Origin of the sequence: Actinoplanes sp. CA-142083 (assembly GCF_050942195.1) — a bacterium.
Taxonomy (GTDB): domain Bacteria; phylum Actinomycetota; class Actinomycetes; order Mycobacteriales; family Micromonosporaceae; genus Actinoplanes.
Map to the genome: position 1 here is coordinate 1639192 of NZ_CP192076.1, position 18101 is coordinate 1657292.

Consider the following 18101-nt stretch of genomic DNA (forward strand, 5'->3'; position numbering starts at 1 on the left):
GTGACGTTTACGGCAGTGGTCCGCGGGTGAGGACAGGCGCCATCGTGGCCGGGCGCTACCGGCTGGTCCAACCTCTCGGCGCCGGGGGCCTGGGCCGGGTGTGGCTGGCCCACGACGAGGCCGATCGCCGGCAGGTCGCCATCAAGAAGACCGCGCTCCCCGACGACCTCGCCCCCGACGAGCGCGACCTGTTCCTCGACTGGACGGTCCGTGAGGCCCGCGCCCTCTCGTCGGTCGGTCATCCGAACGTGGTGCGCACCTACGACGTGCTCCCCGACGCCGACGCGCCCTGGATCGTCATGGAGTACGTCCCGTCCCGCTCGCTGCAGCAGATCATCGACGAGTCCGGCCCGCTGCCGCCCGCCCGGGTCGCCGGGATCGGCCTCGCCGTGCTCGACGCCCTGCTCGCCGTGCGCCGGGCCGGCCTGCTGCACCTCGACGTCAAGCCCAGCAACGTGCTGATCGCCGACGACGGCCGGGTGGTGCTCACCGACTTCGGCCCGGCGGTCACCGACGACGGCCTGCGCGCGCTGGCCGCGGCCGGCATCGTCCTCGGCTCGCCGAAATACCTGGCCCCCGAGCGGATGGACGGCCTCGCGCTGCCCGAGTCGGACCTCTGGTCGCTGGGCGCCACGCTCTACCACGCGGTCGAGGGCCGTCCGCCGTTCGCGCGGCCGACCCTCGACGACACGCTGATGGCCATCGCCGAGGACCCGCCCGACCCGGCGCGGCTGGCCGGGCCCCTCTGCCCGGTGCTCGAGGGGCTGCTGCGCCCCGACCCGGCCGACCGGCTCCCGGCCGGCGACGTGGGGGCCGAGCTCAGCGCGGTCGTGCTCGGGCAGGACGAGCCGCGGGCGGCCATCGGCTGGCCGAGCCGCTCCCGGCTGCGGCACGCCGCGCTGGTGGCGCTGCTGGTGCTCGTGCTGGCGACGGTGACGGTGCTGGCCGACGGGCACGGCGCATAATTCTCCGGTGTCCGCGCCTTTGTTCCTGGTCGACGACCTGCCCGCCGGCCCGTCCTACACGCTGACCGGTCCCGAGGGCCACCATGCCGCGACCGTGCAGCGGCTGCGCGCCGGCGAGACGCTGATCCTCGCCGACGGGCGCGGCGGCAGCGCGACCGCCGAGGTCACCGCGGTCGGCAAGGGCGCGGTCGAGGTGCGGGTGGTCTCACGTTCGGCGCAAGCAGCCCCCGACCCGCGCCTGGTGGTGGCCCAGGGGATCGCCAAGGGCGACCGGGGCGAGCTGGCGGTGCAGGCGATGACCGAGATCGGGGTCGACGAGATCCTGCCGTGGGCCGCGTCCCGCTCGGTGGCGCAGTGGCGGGGCGACCGTGGCGCCAAGTCGCGCGAGAAGTGGGCGGCCACCGCGCGGGAGGCGGCCAAGCAGGCCCGGCGCGCCTGGCTGCCGATCGTCGGCGGCGACCCGGACTGCTCGACCAAGCAGATCGCGGCCCGGCTCTCGGACGCGGCGGCCGCGTTCGTGCTGCACGAGGAGGCGACCGTGCGGCTGGCCGCGGCCGGCTTGCCGGCGAGCGGGGAGATCGTGCTGGTAGTGGGGCCCGAGGGCGGCATCGCCGATGCCGAGGTGGCTTCTTTCGAAGCCGCGGGCGCGGTCCCGGTGCGATTGGGCAGCGAGGTCTTGCGTACGTCGACGGCGGGCGTCGCCGCGCTGTCGGTGCTCTCGGCCCGCCTCGGCCGCTGGTGATTTCTTAGAGCTGCCGAATTAGAGCTGGCGCACCAGCTGGCGGCGGTCGAGGCCGGGCAGCACGATGCGCTCGTCGAGCCCGTCGCCCGAGGACACCTGGTGGGCGATGCGGGCCGCGACCCGGCGGATGATCAGCCGGCGCAGGCCGCGGGCCCGGATGCTGCCGCGGAACGGCTCGCCGATCCGGCGCAACCGGCCGGCCTGGCGGGCGATCGACGGGATCAGCTCGGGGAACGGCACGTAGAGCGCCTCGGTCGCGGGGGAGCCGAGGTACTCGAACGGCTCCGAGCCGGCCATCGGCACGAATTCCACACCCAGGAGCTTCAGGTTGCGGTGGGCGCGGTGGTCCAGCAGGGCGACCAGATGACGTACGCCGGCCAGCCGTCCCGCGTTGAGGAACGTGCGGTACAGCAGCGAGCTGACCGCGAGGCCGGACTTGCCGCCGCGGTAGGCGGGCAGCACGGCGAGCGTGGCGAAGTCCCAGATGCGCCCGTTGTGCAGGCCGTGCAGCGTGACGATCGTCGACAGGTCGGTGTCGATGCGGCCGGGCGCGTCGTCGAGGGTCTTGCCGCCGCCGTCGATGACCCGGGCCGCGCCGGCGGGCAGGCCGGTCCGGCGGTCGAGCACGAGGAAGAACAGGCTGTCGTTCTCGTAGCGGGCGTACTCGCCGGTCATCGTGGCGGTGTCGTTGCCGAACGACTCCTCGAAGACCTGCCGCTCGACCGTGCGCGCGACGTCGGCGAGCGGGGAGGCGGGCGCGACGGCCAGGGCGAGGAAGCGACCGGGCCGGTCGGCGTAGGTGGCGAGGGCGGCCGCGACCGTCCGGCGGACCGTGGGCTCGTCGAGCTCGTAGGACATCAGAAGCCCTTCGCGACGATCTCGGTGGTCCGGAAGTACTGCTCGGTGAACTCGACGACCTTGGCCGGGTCGAAGGCCTTGCAGGTGTAGATGTCGACGCTGAAGAACGAGACCGGGCGCTCCCAGGAGTAGAAGTGCGCGCCCGAGGTCTCCCAGTGGATCCAGCCGGCCCAGCCGTACAGGTCGCTGCAGTGCGTGACCGGCTCGATCAGCGTGATCATGTCGGTCACGACCGAGAGCTTGGCCAGGTAGTCCTTGATGTGCTCATCGGTGATCACGAATGTCGGGTAACCCTCCACCACCAGCCGCTGCCGGTGAATCATCGGCGCAAGGTCACGGTAGTCGGCGTCGGTATTACTCAACGTGATGGGAGCGAGCGACATATGAACTCATCCTGCCTGGCATAAGGGGTGAATCGGACTGATCCGACTATAGCCAAAAACTACGCAGCGTCAAAGCGATCGACATTACAGAGAGTCAACACACATTCTGATCATGGCGAGAACCGCTCGCTGGGTTAGCCTTCCGTCATGCCCCCGATGCGCCGCGTAGATCAAAGGGGGCGCGCGCCGGTCTTGATCTCGCGGTGGCGCCGGGCCAAGGTCGGTAACCGATGAGCGTCCTGTGGCGGGCGGTGGCCCGTAACCGATGGCGCCTGCTGGCCGGTTGTGGCCTTATCGCCCTGCACCAGGCCTGCGAGGCGACCGTGCCGATCGTCATCGGCGAGACCGTCGACCAGGCCGTGGCGACCGGCTCGATGCTGCGGCTGGCGACCTGGGTCGGGCTGCTCGGGCTGCTGTTCCTGCTGCTCACCACGGCGTATCGCAACGGGGCGCGGCAGCTGATGCGTGCGCTCGCCGACGAGTCGCACGCGCTGCGCCTCGAGGTCGCGGCCAAGGTGCTCACCCCGGGCGCCGACGTGCGCACCGGCGACGTGCTCACCATCTCGACGACCGACGCCGACCACGCGTCCTACCTTCTCGACTACGTGCCGCGGATCATGGGGGCCCTGGTGGCCACCGCGGTCAGCGCGGTCGGACTTTGCGTGATCTCGGTGCCGCTCGGGCTGGTCGTGCTGCTCGGGACGCCGGTCGTGCTGCTCGCGATGCAGCGGGCCGCGCCGCTGATCACCCGGCGGGTCGCCGAGCGGCAGGAGGTCGCCGGCCGGGCCTCGTCGGTCGCCACCGACCTGGTCACCGGGCTGCGGCCGCTGCGCGGGATCGGCGCGCAGGAGGCGGCCGACGCGCGGTACCGCGAGGTGAGCCGGGAGTCGCTGCGGGCCACGCTGCTCGCGGCCCGCACCCAGGGCGGGTTCAAGGCCGCCTCGACCATGGTGAGCACGCTGCTGGCCTGCGGGATCGCGATCCTGGCCGGGTGGTTCGCGCTGACCGGGCGGATCAGCGCCGGCGAGCTGGTCACGGTGATCGGGCTGGCGGCCTTTCTCGGGGAGCCGTTCGGCACGCTGTCGGCGGCGCCGTCGTGGATCGCGACCTCACGCGCTTCCGCCAACCGGATCGCCGAGGTTCTGCGCGCGGCCCAGGACACAGACGTCCCGGCCGATCCGCCCGTTCTGCCGACGGCGGGGGAGTGCCTCGGCGTGGTGGTGGAGACCGACGCGTCGGCGCTGCTCCAGCTCTATGACGACGGCTCGCAGGACGTCCTGGTGGCGCCGCATCATCCCGAGCTGTTCTCCGGCACAATTCGGGAAAACATCATCTTGTCCGAAAAATTTGGCGACCTTGACCGGGCGCTCGACGCCTCGGCCGCCGACGACGTCGTCGCCGCCCACCCCGACGGCCTCGAGCACGCCATCGCCGAGCGCGGCTCCGCCCTCTCCGGCGGCCAGCGGCAGCGGCTCGCGCTGGCCCGGGCGCTGCTCGCCGGGCCCAAGCTGCTCGTGCTGCACGACCCGACCACCGCCGTCGACGCGGTCACCGAGCACGCCATCGCCCGGGGCATCCGCGACCTGCGGCACCGCCCCGGATCCACGCTCGGCACTCTGATCGTCACCACCAGCCCGGCCCTGCTCGCCGTCACCGACCGGGTCGTGGTGCTGCGCGACGGCGACATCGTCGCCACCGGCACGCACGCCTCGCTCGCCGCCGCCGATCCCGCCTACCGGGCGGCGGTGTTGCGATGAGCGCGACGCTGCCGGTCGCCACCGCGCGGCAGACCGGCGGATGGCTGCTGGGCCAGCTGCGCACCCGCCGCCTGGAGCTGGCCGTCACGCTGCTGGCCGGGCTCATCGCCGCGACCTCGTCGGTGGTTCCGGTCACCGCGCTGGGCCGGCTCGTCGACCTCGTACGCGAAGACGCCGCCCCCGCCACGCTGGTCCCGATCGCCGTCGTCGTCATCGTCGCCGCCCTCATCGGCGGCGTGGCCGCCGGCGCCACCACGGCCCTGGTCAGCCGCCTCGGCGAGCGGATACTCGCCACCCTGCGCGAGGAGACCGTCGGCATCGCGCTGCGCCTGCCCGCCAACGTCCTCGACCGGGCCGGCCGGGGCGACCTGCTCTCGCGGGTCGGCGCCGACGTCGCCGCGATCGGCACGGCCGCCGCCGAGGTGCTCCCCACGGTCATCTCGGCGATCCTGCTCGCCGCGCTCAGCGTCACGGCCATGTTCGGCCTGGACTGGCGGCTCGGGGTGGCCGGCCTCGCCGCGCTGCCGCTCTACCTCGCGGCGCTGCATTGGTACCTGCCGCGTTCCGCTCCCGTCTACGCCCGGGAGCGGCTGGCGATCGGCGAGCGGTCGCAGATGCTGATGGAGAGCCTCCAAGGGGTACGCACCGTCCACGCGTACCGCCTCGAGGAACGCCATCTCACCGGCATCGACGCCGCGTCGGCCCGCGCCCGGGACCTGTCGATCGGGGTGTTCACGCTGTTCACCCGCTTCGTCGGCCGGATCAACCGGGCCGAGCTGATGGGCCTCGCGACGATCCTGGTGGCGGGCTTCTGGTTCGTGCGCTCGGGCTGGGTGACGGTCGGCGAGACGGCGGCCACGGCGGTGCTGTTCCACCGGCTCTTCAACCCGATCGGGATGATCCTGTTCACCTTCGACGAGATCCAGGAGGCCGGCGCCGGGCTGGCCCGGCTCGTCGGGGTGGGAACGCTGCGGGTCGCGCCGGCCGGCGACGTGCGGCTGGACAAGGCCGACCTGGCGCTCGATCACGTGTGCTTCGAATACGACGCGCGAGTGCCGGTGCTGCGCAACATCAACCTGCGGGTCGCGCCGGGCGAGCGGGTCGCGCTGGTCGGTTCCACCGGCGCGGGGAAAACCACCGTGGCGTCCATCGCCGCGGGCATCCTGCGGCCCCGATGCGGTACGGCGTCGGCGGGCGGCGTGCCGGTGGACGAGCTCGCTCCGGGGGTGATCGCGGTGATCAGTCAGGAGACCCACGTATTCGCCGGCCCCCTGGTGGAGGACGTCCGGCTGGCGCGCCCCTCGGCGTCGGCCGAGGAAGTCCGCGAGGCCCTCGCGACCGTCGGCGCCCTGAGCTGGGCGCTGGCGCTGCCCTCCGGCCTGCAGACGCCGGTGGGCGAAGGCGGGCATCCGCTGACCGCCGCGCAGGGGCAGCAGCTCGCCCTGGCCCGCCTGGTCCTGCTGGACCCGGCGGTGGCGATCCTCGACGAGGCCACCGCCGAGGCCGGCAGCGCGGGCGCCCGGGCCCTGGAGGAGTCGGCGCTGGCCGCGACGCGGGGCCGCACCACCCTGCTGGTCGCCCACCGCCTCACCCAGGCGGCCTCGGCCGACCGCATCGTGGTCCTCGAGCACGGCGCTGTGCTCGAGGAGGGCACCCACGAGGAGCTGGTGACGGCGGGCGGCCGCTACGCCGACCTGTGGAAGGCGTGGCAGTCGCGCTCCTGAGCGCGGGGTCAGCCGATGGCCAGCGGAGCCTCCAGGCGGAGGTCGTCGACCGCGTGCGCGGCGGCCACGGTGTAGTCGCCGGGGACGGTCTGCCAGCCCTCGTCCCAGACCTGGAACGTGCGCGGCGGCAACGGGATCCGGACGGTCACGGTCTCGCCGGGGTGGGCCTCGACGTTGGCGAAACCGGCCAGCCACCGGGCCGGGCGCGGCAGCGGGGACGGCGCGCTGGACGACACGTACACCTGCACCACCTCGCGGCCGGAACGCGCGCCCGCGTTGGTCAGTGTGACCACCGCCTCGGTCGCGTTGACCACCATCTCCTCGTAGTGCCAGGTCGTGTAGCCGAGGCCGTGACCGAAGGCGTAGAGCGGAGTTTTCCCGGAACGCAGCCAGCCGCGGTAGCCGACGAAGACGCCCTCGTCGTAGGCCACCACGCCGCCCTTCGGCTCGATCGCGAAGACAGGGCAGTCGGCCTCGGCGCGCGGCCACGTGGTGGGCAGGCGCCCGCCGGGCTCGGTCACGCCCAGCAGCACGTCGGCCAGGGCGGCGCCGGCCTCCTGACCGGGGAACCAGGTCAGCAGGACCGCGGCGACCGACGACGACCACGGCATGAGCACGGGCGAGCCGGCGTTCACCACCACGATCGTGCGGGGGTTGGCGGCGGCCACCCGCGCGACCAGCTCGTCCTGGCGGCCGGGCAGGGCCAGCGACTTGCGGTCGAAGCCCTCGGACTCGACCTGCTCGGTGGTGCCCACGACGACGACGGCCACGTCGGACTCGGCGGCCAGGGTGGCCGCCTCCGCGATCATGCCGTCCTCGTCGGGGGCCGGCGGGCGGTGACCGAGGGTGGTGGCCACCGAGTGGGCGGCGCCGCGGGCGATCGTCTGCTCGAGCTCGATCCGGACCGGCACGCCGGCCGTCAACTCCACCAGGACGCGCTGCTCGCGGGGGGAGAGCAGCAGGTCGGCGCGGCCGGTGCCGGCGGGGTGCAGCGTGCCCTCGTACCGGATCACGCCGTCCACCGAGAGCTTGAACGTGCCGAAACCGGAGACCGCGAAGGTGTGCTCGCCGCCCTCGCCGGGGGTGTAGGTGGTGACCAGGCGCAGGCCCTCGACCTCGTCCTTGTCCAGGCCGCCGGGGAGCGAGCCGATCCAGCGCACGGCCGCGGGGTCCACGGTGAACGAAAGGTCGCCGATGGTCACCTCGGTCGGGCTGTGCAGGGCCGGCAGGAACGGGCGCGGGTCGGCGCCGATCGCGTACTCGACGTCCACCCCGGACAGTGCGCGGGCCAGGCCCTCCAACGGGGAGATGGTGTGCGGCGGGGAGACCTGGGCGCTGCCGCCGCCGAGGACCCGGGCGTCCATCGCCAGCGCGCCGATCACCGCTACCCGGGTCAGGCCGGCCGCTTCCAGCGGGAGCGCGAAGTTCTCGTTGCGGGCCAGCACGAAGGAGCGGGTCGCCACTTCGTGCGCGATGCGGTCACCGTCGAGTGATACTTCGGACATTTCCGGGATGTCGCCCAAGGCGCCCACTCGCTGGGCGAGGCGCAGCACCCGCCGTACCTTGTCGTCGATCACCTCTTCCGGCACCTCGCCGGACCTGACCGCCGACACCAGCGCCGCGCCCCACGGGTTCTCCAACTGCGGCATCGCGATGTCGAGCCCGCCCAGCGCGGCGCCGACCGTCGACCGGGCGGCCCGCCAGTCGGAGACGACGACCCCGTCGAAACCCCACTCGCGTTTGAGGATCTCGTCCTGAAGACGCCCGTTCGAGGCCATCGACGAGCCGTTCACCCCGTTGTAGGCGCTCATCACGCCCCAGCCGCCGGCCTCGACGACCCGCTCGAACGGCGCCAGGTAGATCTCGCGCAGCGTCCGCTCGTCGATCCGGACGTCCACCTCCATCCGGTCCGTCTCGAAGTCGTTGCCGACCAGATGCTTCACCGTCGTGCCCACGCCCTGCGCCTGCACGCCGCGCACGAAACCCACCGCGACCTCGCCGCTGAGCAGCGGATCCTCGGAATAGCACTCGAAATGGCGGCCGCCGAGCGGGGTGCGCTGAAGGTTCACCGTCGGGCCCAGCAGCACGTGCACGCCCTTGCGCCGCGACTCCTGCCCGAGCAGCCGGCCCGCCGTCTCGGCCAGCTCCGGGTCCCAGGCCGCGGCCAGCGCGGTCGGGCTGGGCAGCGCGATCGACGGATCGTCCGGCGCCCACCCCGTCCCGCGAACCCCGATCGGCCCGTCCGACATCACCAGCGAGCGCAGTCCGATCCGCTCGATCGCCGGCAGCGACCAGAAGTCCTGCCCGGCCAGCAGCGACACCTTCTCCTCGAGGGAGAGCTGCGTGATGACGTCCTCTATCTCGATCATGCCCTCAGCCTAAGATCTGGCGGGTGGACAACAACTGCCTGTTCTGCCGCATCGTCGCGGGTGAGATCCCGGCCACCGTCGTGCACGAGACGGAGACGACCCTCGCGTTCCGGGACATCGACCCCAAGGCCGCCGTGCACGTCCTGGTGATCCCCAAGGAACACCATGCCGACGTGGTCGCGCTCGCGCGGAACGATCCGGCCGGCTCCGCCGACCTTCTCGCCGCGGCCTCGGCGGTGGCCGAGGCCGAGGGCCTGCTCACCGACGGTTTCCGGTTGATGTTCAACACCGGCACGTACGCGGGGCAGGAAGTCTTCCACGTGCACGCGCACGTGCTCGGCGGCGAGCCGCTCGGCCCGATGCTGGCCCCGAAGGGGCCCGGGTTCTCCGCGCCGTCCGGAGGACCAGGCGCCGGCAGCGGCGGAGCGATGCGATGAGCGCGCTCATCAGGTACGAGCGGGCCGCCCGCAAGGCGCAGGCCGACGGACGCGTCCCGGCCCTCTCGGTCGCCCTGCACCGGGCCGACCGCGAGCCCTGGGTGTTCACCGTCGGCGACTCCGGCAACCCGGAGCACCCGCTCGGCCCCGACACCCGCTTCCGGATCGGCTCGGTCACCAAGACCTTCACCGCCGTGCTGGTCATGCAGGCCCGCGACGAGGGGCTGCTCGACCTCGACAAGCCGCTCTCGGCGTACCTGGAGCTGCCCGCCCACGACGACGCCACCATCCGCCGGCTGCTCTCGCACACCTCCGGCTTCCAGCGCGAGCCGCACGGCGACGTCTGGGACACCCTGATCTCGCCCGACGCCGACCGCCTGCTCGCCGAGCTGGACCGCGCCGAGCGGGTGCTGCCCAACGCCCGCCGGTTCCACTACTCCAACCTCGCCTTCGGGGTGCTCGGCCAGCTCGTCGCCCGGCTGCACGGCACCACCTGGGAGAGCCTGGTCGCCGACCGGATCCTCGAACCGCTCGGCCTGACCGCCACCACCCCCGTCGCGCCGCCGCAGGCCGCGGTCGGCTACCTCGTCGACGAGTACTCCGACGCCGCCCGCCCCGAACCCGACCTCGACCTCGGCGGCGCCGGCCCGGCCGCCCAGCTCTGGAGCACCGCGACCGACATGGCGACCTGGGCGTCGTTCCTGGTTTCGCCCGAGGTCGTGGACCCGGGTGGCAAGGTGCTGCCCACCGCCACCCTCGACGAGATGCGCTGGCCGCTCACCACCCGCGACGAGGTGACCTGGGTCTCCGGCTTCGGCCTCGGCCTGATGCTGCACCCGCAGGGCCGGCGGGCCATGGACGTCGGCCACAACGGCGCGATGCCGGGCTTCCTGGCCGGCGTGCACGGCCGGCGCGGCGGCGACGGCACCCCCGACGCCCTCGGCTGCGCCGTGCTCGGCTCCTCCGGCACCGCCGACCAGATCAACGAACTGGTGCACGAGCTGCTGCGGATGGCCGTCGAGCTCGACCCGGCCGACATCAAGCCGTGGGCGCCGGCCCCGCCCGCGCCACGGGAGATCCGCTCGGCGCTCGGCGCCTGGTGGAGCGAGGGATCGCAGTTCGTCTTCTCCTGGCACGACGGCGCCCTGCAGGCCCGGGTCGCGGGAACGCCGGCCGACCTGCCGCCGTCGATCTTCCGGCCGCTGCCGGACCGGCCCGACGTGCTGCGTACGGTCTCCGGGCGCGAGGCCGGCGAACAGCTGCGGCTGACCCGCGACGCGAGCGGCGCGGTCGTGCTGATGCACTGGGCGACCTACCGGTTCACGCGCGTGCAGGAGGCGTTCGACGGCGGCGCCGCGTGGGACGGTCCCGGCGAGTGAGGGCCCGATAATGGCATCGGCGTCGGCCGGGCCAAGCGGATACGATGGCACGATCGTTATCAGCGCGTCGACGTGTCAGCGGCGCAGAGCACGAAAGCAGGTGGCGGAGGCCCCCAGGGCCGCCCTATGACCGGTACGCCGAACCCTTCCAGCGCGGGCTCCAGCGGCGCGGCGCGGGTGCAGACCAAGATCTCGGTCTCCGATCCGAAGATCATGGTCAACCTGCTGGGTGCCAAGGACGAAATCCTGCGGCTCATCGAGCGAACCCTCGCGAGCGACGTCCACGTCCGCGGTAACGAGATCACCATCACCGGGGACCCCGCCGAGAACGCCACCGCCGAACGCCTCTTCTCCGAGCTCATCGAGCTCATCGAGAAGGGCGAGACGCTCACGGTCGACTCGGTACGGCGTACCGCGAACATGCTCGAGGAGAACACGTCCGAGCGCCCGGCCGAGGTGCTGACGCTCAACATCCTCTCCCGGCGCGGGCGCACCATCCGCCCCAAGACGCTCGGCCAGAAGCACTACGTCGACGCCATCGACGAGAACACCGTCGTCTTCGGCATCGGCCCCGCCGGTACCGGCAAGACGTACCTGGCGATGGCCAAGGCCGTGCAGGCGCTGACCGCCAAGCAGATCAGCCGCATCATCCTGACCCGTCCCGCCGTCGAGGCCGGCGAGCGCCTGGGCTTCCTGCCCGGCACGCTCACGGAGAAGATCGATCCCTACCTGCGCCCGCTTTACGACGCGCTGCACGACATGCTCGACCCGGAGTCGATCCCGCGCCTGATGGCCGCCGGCACGATCGAGGTCGCGCCACTGGCCTACATGCGGGGGCGGAGCCTTAACGATGCGTTCATCATTCTGGACGAGGCGCAGAACACGACGCCCGAGCAGATGAAGATGTTTCTGACGCGGCTGGGTTTCGGATCGAAGATCGTGGTTACCGGTGATGTCACGCAGGTGGATTTGCCGGGCGGTACCACCAGCGGACTGAAGCTCGTCCGCGAGATCCTGCAGAATGTCGAGGACGTGCATTTCTCCGAGCTGTCCAGCGCCGACGTGGTCCGGCACCGGCTGGTGGCGGAGATTGTCGACGCGTACGCGCGGTACGACGCTGAGCAGGAGCAGCACGCCGCACAATCCGTTCGCGCCGTTCCGGGGCGGGCCGCCAGTGGTGGTGGCCGGTCCGGGCGTAGGCGCTAAGTCCAAGGGGTAAGAGCAACCACTATGTCCATCGAGATCGCCAACGAGTCGGGAGTCGAGGTCGACACCGACGCGATCCTCGCGGTGGCCCGGTACGCGCTCGACGAGATGGGGGTCAACCCGCTCGCCGAGCTGTCGATCCTGCTCGTCGACATCGACTACATGGCGGAGCTGAACCACCGCTGGATGGGTGGCGACGGCCCGACCGACGTGCTCGCGTTCCCGATGGACGAGGGCAGCGTCGACCACGGTCCCGGCGAGGCCGGCTCCGGGGAGCCGGCGCTGCTCGGCGACATCGTGCTCGCCCCCGAGGTGGCCGCCAAGCAGGCCGCCGCCGCGGGGCATTCGGCCGCCGACGAGCTGCACCTGCTCACCGTGCACGGCGCGCTGCACCTGCTCGGCTACGACCACGCCGAGCCGGAGGAGGAGCGCGAGATGTTCTCGCTCCAGAACCGCTTGCTGCAAGGCTGGCGGGCCGGACGGCAGGCCGGTTGATCGCGTGGATCCCGCACACCTACTCGCGGCAGGCCAGGCCTCGGCGGGCCTGCCGGACGTGCAGCTGATCACTGTCGCGGTGATCCTGGTCTTCCTGGCCGGGCTGGCCTCGATGGCCGACGCGGCGCTGGGCACGGTCTCGATGGCCCGGGCCGCCGAGATGGCCCGGGAGGGTCAGCGGGGCGCCGCCGCGCTGGCCGCCGTGGCCAAGGACGTGGTCCGGCACCTCAACCTGCTGCTTCTGCTGCGGTTGCTGTGCGAGCTGACGGCGACCACGATGATCGCGCTGGTCGCCGTGGACAGCTGGGGTATCGGCTGGCAGGCGGCGCTGGTCACGGCCGGCGTCATGACGGTGGTGAGCTTCGTCGTGGTCGGGGTCGCCCCGCGCACGATCGGGCGGCAGCACGCGTACGCCGTGGGCCGGGCCGCCGCGCCGCTGGTCCGCTGGCTGGGCAAGGTGCTGAACCCGCTCGCCTCGCTGCTGATCCTGATCGGTAACGCGGTCACGCCGGGGAAAGGCTTCCCGGAGGGGCCGTTCGGCAGCCAGGTCGAGTTGCGTGAGCTGGTCGACCTCGCCGAGCAGCGCGGGGTCGTCGAGCACGGCGAGCGCGAGATGATCCACTCGGTGTTCGCGCTGGGCGACACGATCGCCCGCGAGGTGATGGTGCCGCGGACCGAGATGGTGTGGATAGAGGAGTCCAAGACCCTTCAGCAGGCGCTCTACCTGTTCCTGCGGTCCGGCTTCTCGCGGATCCCGGTGATCGGGGAGAGTGTCGACGACGTGCTGGGCGTGCTCTACCTCAAGGACGTGATCCGCCGTACCCAGTCGGGTGACCCGGCGTCGACGGCGCAGGCGGTGGCCGAGATGATGCGGCCGGCGACGTTCGTGCCGGAGTCGAAGCCGGTCGACGACCTGCTCTCCGAGATGCAGGCGGCCCGCACCCACCTGGTGATCGTGGTGGACGAGTACGGCGGGACGGCGGGGCTGGTCACGATCGAGGACATCCTCGAGGAGATCGTCGGGGAGATCACCGACGAGTACGACGTCGAGCGGCCCCCGGTCGAGCATCTCGAGGACGGCGCGGTGCGGGTGACGGCCCGGCTGCCGATCGAGGACCTGGGCGAGCTGTTCGGGGTCGAGTTGCCCGCCGACGAGGTCGAGACCGTGGGCGGGTTGCTGGCGCAGACGCTGGGCCGGGTGCCCATACCGGGCGCGAAGGTCGACGTGGGCGGCCTGCATCTGGTGGCCGAGGGCACGACCGGGCGGCGCAACCGGATCGACTCGGTGCTGGTGCGCCGGGTGGCGCCGCCGGAGAAGCCCGCCCAGCCCGACACCGAAACCGAGACCGAGGAAAGACAGACGGCGGATGCCTGAGCAGATCTTCGTGGGGGCCGCCGTGCCGGCGACCGAAGGGACGGCGCTGAGCGCCGAGGACAACAAGCTGGTCACCCTGGCGCGGAGCGCACGCGCGCGGGTGGGTGCGGCCGAGGGTGCCGCCGTACGCGACCAGGACGGTCGCACATACGCGGCGGCGACGGTGGCGCTGCCGAGCCTGGCGGTGACCGCGTTGCAGCTGGCGGTGGCGTTGGCGGCGGCGTCGGGGGCCTCGCGGCTGGAGGCGGCGGCGGTGGTGACCGAGGCGTCGGAGCTGGACGGCGCGGGGCACGCGGCCGTGCGGGACCTGTCGACGGACGCGCCGATCCACGTGGCGGCGCCGGATGGCTCGTTGCTCGGCTCGGTAACCGCATGACGCAGCCCGACAGCAACAAGCCCGGCCGCGAGAGCAAGCCGGCGGGTGCGGGCCGGCGGGCTCCGGCCGAGCGCCGTGCCCAGGGCGAGCGTCAGTCGCCGGGGGAGCGGCGGCTCACTCCGGGGGAGCGCAACGAGCTGCGGCGGCAGGAGCGTCGGGCCGCCCGGCGGGCCGAGTCCGGGGGCGAGTCCTCGGGTGGGCGCGGCTCCGGCGGCAGCACGCGTACGCCGTCCTCGGGCCGGAGCAAGGTAGATGAAGCCAAGGCCGGTGGCGGGGCGCCTCGGGGGCGGACCGGGGCTGCTCAGGGCCGGAAACGACCCGATTCCGGCGGGACGGCGCCGGCCCGTACGGAAAAAAGGCGTGCGGAAGATCGCCCACAGAAAGTGCACCGGCATGCCGAAGCGGCGCGGAGCGACGCGAGTGACGGTGTGTACCGGGCCGGGTTCGCGTGTTTCGTCGGGCGGCCGAACGCGGGCAAGAGCACGCTGACCAACGCGATCGTCGGGCAGAAGATCGCCATCACGTCGAGCAAGCCGCAGACGACCCGGCATGTGATCCGGGGGATTCTGCATCGGGACGACGCGCAGCTCGTGCTGGTGGACACGCCGGGGCTGCACCGGCCGCGGACACTGCTCGGGGAGCGGCTCAACGATCTCGTGCGCGAGGTGTGGAGCGAGGTCGACGTGATCGGCGTGTGCTTCCCGGCGGACGAGCCGGTGGGGCGCGGCGACCGGTTCATCTCGGCGGAGATGGCCGAGCTGAAGGCCACCGTGATCGCGGTGGTCACCAAGGTCGACCTGGTGAGCCCGCAGCGGCTGGCCGAGCACCTGCTCGCGGTGAGCAGGCTGCACGACTTCGCGGAGATCGTGCCGGTCAGCGCGGTGTCGGGGCATCAGGTGCGGCAGCTGGTCGACGTGATGATCAAGTACCTGCCGGAGTCGCCGCAGCTGTACCCGGACGACGTGCTGACCGACGAGCCGGAGCAGGTGCTGATCGCCGAGTTGATCCGGGAGGCGGCGCTCGAGGGCGTGCGCGACGAGCTGCCGCACTCGATCGCGGTGCTGGTCGAGGAGATGATCGTCGAGGGCGGGCTCACCAAGATCTACGCGGATCTCTACGTCGAGCGCGACAGCCAGAAGTCGATCGTGATCGGGTCGCGGGGCGCTCGATTGAAGGACGTCGGCAGCAAGGCCCGGGGGGAGATAGAGAACCTTCTCGGTGGCAAGGTTTACCTCGATCTTCACGTGCGTGTCGCGAAGGAATGGCAGCGTGATCCCCGTCAATTGCGCAAGCTGGGTTTCTAGTTTTACGTAATATGGGATAATTCACGCTGGTTTGCGACCTTGGTCCGAGCGTGGGTAAGTCATAGGGCCTATGCGATCGCGGAACCAGTACCTCGACCTGCTGCGCGCCGTCGCCACCGTTCGTGTGGTGGTCTACCACTCCACCGGCTGGGCCGCGCTGAGCATCGTCTTCCCGGCCATGTCGGTGATGTTCGCCCTGGCCGGGTCGTTGATGGCGGCTTCCCTCGACCGGTACGGGCCGTGGGCGGTGGAGAAGCGGCTGCATCGGCTGCTGCCGTCGCTGTGGGTGCTGGTGGCGGTGGCGGTGCCCTCGATGCTGGCGATCGGGCTGGTGTGGGACTGGCGGGTGCTGCTGTGGGCGTTCCCGCTGGAGGATCCGCCGGCCACCGGCTTCTGGCTCGAAGGGCTCGCGGCCATGTGGTACCTGCGAGACTTCCTCTGGTTCGTGCTGCTGTCGCCGCTGGTCCTGCCGGTCTTCCGGCGCGCGCCGTTGATGACGATCATCATCCCGTACGTGTGGCTGGCGGTGATCACCTTCGCCGGGCTCACGCCGCCGCCGGTGCTGCGTGACCTGGCGCTGTACGGCGGGGCCTGGCTGCTGGGCTTCGCCCATCACGACGGCCTGCTGAAGCGTCGCCGCTGGTGGCTGGTCGGCGTGCTGGCCGTGGCCGGCGCGGCGTGGGCGCTCACCCACCCGGGGCCGCGTGGGCTCGACCTCAACGACATCCCGCTCGGCAACGCGCTCTGGTCGGCCGCGTTCATCCTGGTCGTGCTGGGGATCTCGCCGATGGTGCGGCCGCGGCGGGTGCTGACGGTGCTGAACTCGCGGGCGCTGACGATCTACCTGTGGCACGTGCCGCTGATCGTGGCGGTGGCCCGGTTCGCGGAGTGGGCCGGGCTGCCGATCTTCGGCTGGGTGGGTATCAGCTGGCGGCTCGCGGTGGTCGCGGTCCTGCTGTCGATGATCGTGCTGGCCGTGGGATGGGTCGAGGACGTGGCGGCCGGGCGGCGGCCGACGCTGGTGCCGGGAGTGTCGGCGCGGCGGATGCCGGTGTCGCCGGCGCCGGCCATGGCGCAGCTCCGGCCGGCGTCCGACTCTCTGCCGGGTTAGCGGCTCCGCACCAGCAACGGCTGGGCCACTTGGCCGATTTTTCCGAAATTATCGGACATGGTGGCCTCGGCCAGGCCCAGGCCGTCGTCGGAGAGAACGGTGCGGCAGGCCATGTGCACCCACTCGCCGACCGGCTCGCGCAGCAGCGTGGTCGTCATCGTGGGCGGGATCGACAGCCACTTGTCGACCGGGAGCTCGGCGGAGAGCCCGTTCGCCGAGTCGGCCACGATCAGCGCGCGGTCCTGCCCGGTCGGCTCGATGCCGTCGATCAGCGGCATCCGCACCCGGGTCCACACGTGGGTCTCGCCGAGGCCGTCCAGGCTGCCCGCGGTGCACCGCCACTCGATCGCGCGGCCGTAGCCCCAGCGCGCGCCGAAGGCCTCGCCGAACGTGTTCTCCTGCTCGGGCAGCGGCACGGGCGCCGCGGTCCCGGTGACCACCGGCGGCTGAGGGCCGGGCGCGATGTGCCACGCCCGCGCGGTCACCGCCACCCGGCCGTCGATCACCATGCGGGCCTCGTTCAGCGCGGTCAGCCGGCCCGGCTTGAGCGGTGACACCTCCACCCGGAACTCGCGGCGCGGTATCGGCCCCAGGAAGTCCACCGAGATGCGGGCCAGTCTCAGCCCGTCGAGGCGCAGGAGGTGGCCGAGCAGCGCGGCGGGCGGGCCGCCGTGCTGCATGGCGCTGTCCCAAGGGCTCTCGGTCGACTCGGTCGGTGCGTAGCGGTCGTCACCCAGCGGCTGGTAGAAGGTCACGGAAGTGAGGCTACGGTGACGTCGCCGCTCGCGACGCGCACGTCGATCACATTCTTGGACGTGGCGTCGCTGGTCAGCCCGTCGGTGTGCACGTCGCCCGAGCCGGCGTTGGTGACCAGCTTGTACTTGCCGGTCGCCGGCACCCCGATCGTCATGTCGCCGCTGGTCGAGTGCGCGGTCACCGAGTTGGGCGCGGTGAGCGACACGTGGACGTCGCCGGAGGTGACGCCGATGTCGACCGGGCCGCCCGCGTCGAGCGCCTCGATGTCGCCGGAGGTCGACTTGATCTTCACCGAGCCCTTGGCGTTGAGCACCTTGATGTCGCCCGAGGTGGCCTTGATCTGCACCGGGCCGGTCGCGTCGCTCACCGTGAGGTCGCCCGAGGTGACCTCGAGGTCGGTGTCGGCCACGCCTTCGAGCCGGATGTCGCCGGCCCGCTCCTTGCCGCGCACCTTGACGCCGGGGGCGGTGTTTATCTCGTACGACACCGAGCAGTTCATCCCGCAGGAAGTGTCGATGTTCAGGGTCGTGCCCTCGAGCTTGAATGACTCGCCCGGGTTGGTGGAGCGGCGGATCACCCGGTGGATCGTCGTCTCGTCGACCTCGGAGGTGGTGACCACCACGTCGCCGGCGCCACCGGTCAGCACGATGTCGGTGATCTTGGCCTTCAGGGTGTCGTCGTAGGTCATCTTGGCCCCGATGACCCCGGAGCAGCCGGTCAGGGCGGTCGTCGACGCGGCGATGAGGGCGAGGACTGCGGCGCGCCGGATCAGGGTCGTGGTCATGGCTTGACGCTATTGGTCGCGCCCCGGCCGGCACTATCGGTCCTCTCACTGAGCCGTCCCCTAGATGACCCTGAGATCCG

At 72.0% G+C, this 18101-nt stretch carries 17 protein-coding genes; 12 read left to right on the forward strand and 5 right to left on the reverse strand.

Annotation, left to right across the window (positions count from 1 at the left end; genetic code table 11):
- Positions 1–26 precede the first annotated feature (26 nt).
- Entirely contained in the window at positions 27–965 is a 939-nt protein-coding gene (locus tag ACQPZX_RS07850; RefSeq protein ID WP_433376447.1) for a serine/threonine-protein kinase, read from the forward strand.
- A gap of 7 nt (positions 966–972) precedes the next feature.
- The gene (locus ACQPZX_RS07855; RefSeq protein WP_433376450.1) at positions 973–1707 is read left to right on the forward strand and encodes a 16S rRNA (uracil(1498)-N(3))-methyltransferase; all 735 of its coding nucleotides are present in this window, start codon (positions 973–975) and stop codon (positions 1705–1707) included.
- A gap of 18 nt (positions 1708–1725) precedes the next feature.
- On the opposite strand, the gene ACQPZX_RS07860 is transcribed toward ACQPZX_RS07855, so the two are convergent.
- On the reverse strand, positions 1726–2565 hold the full coding sequence (locus ACQPZX_RS07860) for a hypothetical protein (protein WP_433376453.1): 840 nt from the start codon (positions 2563–2565) through the stop codon (positions 1726–1728).
- Positions 2565–2888, reverse strand: coding sequence for an S-adenosylmethionine decarboxylase (locus ACQPZX_RS07865; protein WP_433376456.1), 324 nt, complete (start codon positions 2886–2888; stop codon positions 2565–2567). The genes ACQPZX_RS07860 and ACQPZX_RS07865 overlap by 1 nt, the downstream gene beginning before the upstream one ends.
- A gap of 290 nt (positions 2889–3178) precedes the next feature.
- On the opposite strand from ACQPZX_RS07865, the gene ACQPZX_RS07870 reads away from it, so the two are divergent.
- Together ACQPZX_RS07870 and ACQPZX_RS07875 are read left to right on the forward strand one after the other, a co-directional pair.
- A complete protein-coding gene (locus tag ACQPZX_RS07870; protein WP_433376459.1) occupies positions 3179–4705 on the forward strand; it encodes an ABC transporter transmembrane domain-containing protein in 1527 nt (508 codons plus the stop codon).
- Complete coding sequence (locus ACQPZX_RS07875) at positions 4702–6429, forward strand: ABC transporter ATP-binding protein (protein ID WP_433376462.1); 1728 nt, start codon at positions 4702–4704, stop codon at positions 6427–6429. Before ACQPZX_RS07870 ends, ACQPZX_RS07875 begins: the two co-directional genes overlap by 4 nt.
- An 8-nt stretch (positions 6430–6437) precedes the next feature.
- Here ACQPZX_RS07875 and ACQPZX_RS07880 read toward each other — a convergent pair whose 3' ends face one another.
- Complete coding sequence (locus ACQPZX_RS07880; RefSeq protein WP_433376465.1) at positions 6438–8798, reverse strand: glycoside hydrolase family 3 protein; 2361 nt, start codon at positions 8796–8798, stop codon at positions 6438–6440.
- 23 nt (positions 8799–8821) lie between these two features.
- On the opposite strand from ACQPZX_RS07880, the gene ACQPZX_RS07885 reads away from it, so the two are divergent.
- The 8 genes from ACQPZX_RS07885 to ACQPZX_RS07920 all read left to right on the forward strand — a co-directional run bounded on the left by ACQPZX_RS07885 (position 8822) and on the right by ACQPZX_RS07920 (position 16481).
- The gene (locus ACQPZX_RS07885; protein WP_433376468.1) at positions 8822–9235 is read left to right on the forward strand and encodes an HIT domain-containing protein; all 414 of its coding nucleotides are present in this window, start codon (positions 8822–8824) and stop codon (positions 9233–9235) included.
- Positions 9232–10614: a serine hydrolase domain-containing protein gene (locus ACQPZX_RS07890; protein WP_433376471.1), complete on the forward strand. Its 1383-nt coding sequence runs from the start codon at positions 9232–9234 to the stop codon at positions 10612–10614. Before ACQPZX_RS07885 ends, ACQPZX_RS07890 begins: the two co-directional genes overlap by 4 nt.
- A gap of 126 nt (positions 10615–10740) precedes the next feature.
- Entirely contained in the window at positions 10741–11820 is a 1080-nt protein-coding gene (locus ACQPZX_RS07895; RefSeq protein WP_433376474.1) for a PhoH family protein, read from the forward strand.
- A 24-nt stretch (positions 11821–11844) separates the two neighbouring features.
- A complete protein-coding gene (gene ybeY, locus ACQPZX_RS07900) occupies positions 11845–12315 on the forward strand; it encodes an rRNA maturation RNase YbeY (RefSeq protein ID WP_433376477.1) in 471 nt (156 codons plus the stop codon).
- Positions 12316–12319: 4 nt separating this feature from the next.
- On the forward strand, positions 12320–13690 hold the full coding sequence (locus tag ACQPZX_RS07905; RefSeq protein WP_433376480.1) for a hemolysin family protein: 1371 nt from the start codon (positions 12320–12322) through the stop codon (positions 13688–13690).
- The gene (locus ACQPZX_RS07910) at positions 13683–14066 is read left to right on the forward strand and encodes a cytidine deaminase (RefSeq protein WP_433376483.1); all 384 of its coding nucleotides are present in this window, start codon (positions 13683–13685) and stop codon (positions 14064–14066) included. Before ACQPZX_RS07905 ends, ACQPZX_RS07910 begins: the two co-directional genes overlap by 8 nt.
- A 428-nt stretch (positions 14067–14494) precedes the next feature.
- Positions 14495–15370: a GTPase Era gene (era, locus tag ACQPZX_RS07915; RefSeq protein WP_433385081.1), complete on the forward strand. Its 876-nt coding sequence runs from the start codon at positions 14495–14497 to the stop codon at positions 15368–15370.
- Positions 15371–15440: 70 nt separating this feature from the next.
- Positions 15441–16481: an acyltransferase family protein gene (locus ACQPZX_RS07920; protein WP_433376486.1), complete on the forward strand. Its 1041-nt coding sequence runs from the start codon at positions 15441–15443 to the stop codon at positions 16479–16481.
- On the opposite strand, the gene ACQPZX_RS07925 is transcribed toward ACQPZX_RS07920, so the two are convergent.
- Both ACQPZX_RS07925 and ACQPZX_RS07930 read right to left on the reverse strand, forming a co-directional pair.
- A complete protein-coding gene (locus ACQPZX_RS07925) occupies positions 16478–17236 on the reverse strand; it encodes a thioesterase family protein (RefSeq protein WP_433376489.1) in 759 nt (252 codons plus the stop codon). The two genes, ACQPZX_RS07920 and ACQPZX_RS07925, sit on opposite strands and share 4 nt — an antisense overlap.
- Positions 17233–18021, reverse strand: a complete 789-nt coding sequence (locus tag ACQPZX_RS07930) for a DUF4097 family beta strand repeat-containing protein (protein ID WP_433376492.1) — start codon at positions 18019–18021, stop codon at positions 17233–17235. Before ACQPZX_RS07930 ends, ACQPZX_RS07925 begins: the two co-directional genes overlap by 4 nt.
- Positions 18022–18101: the final 80 nt, after the last annotated feature.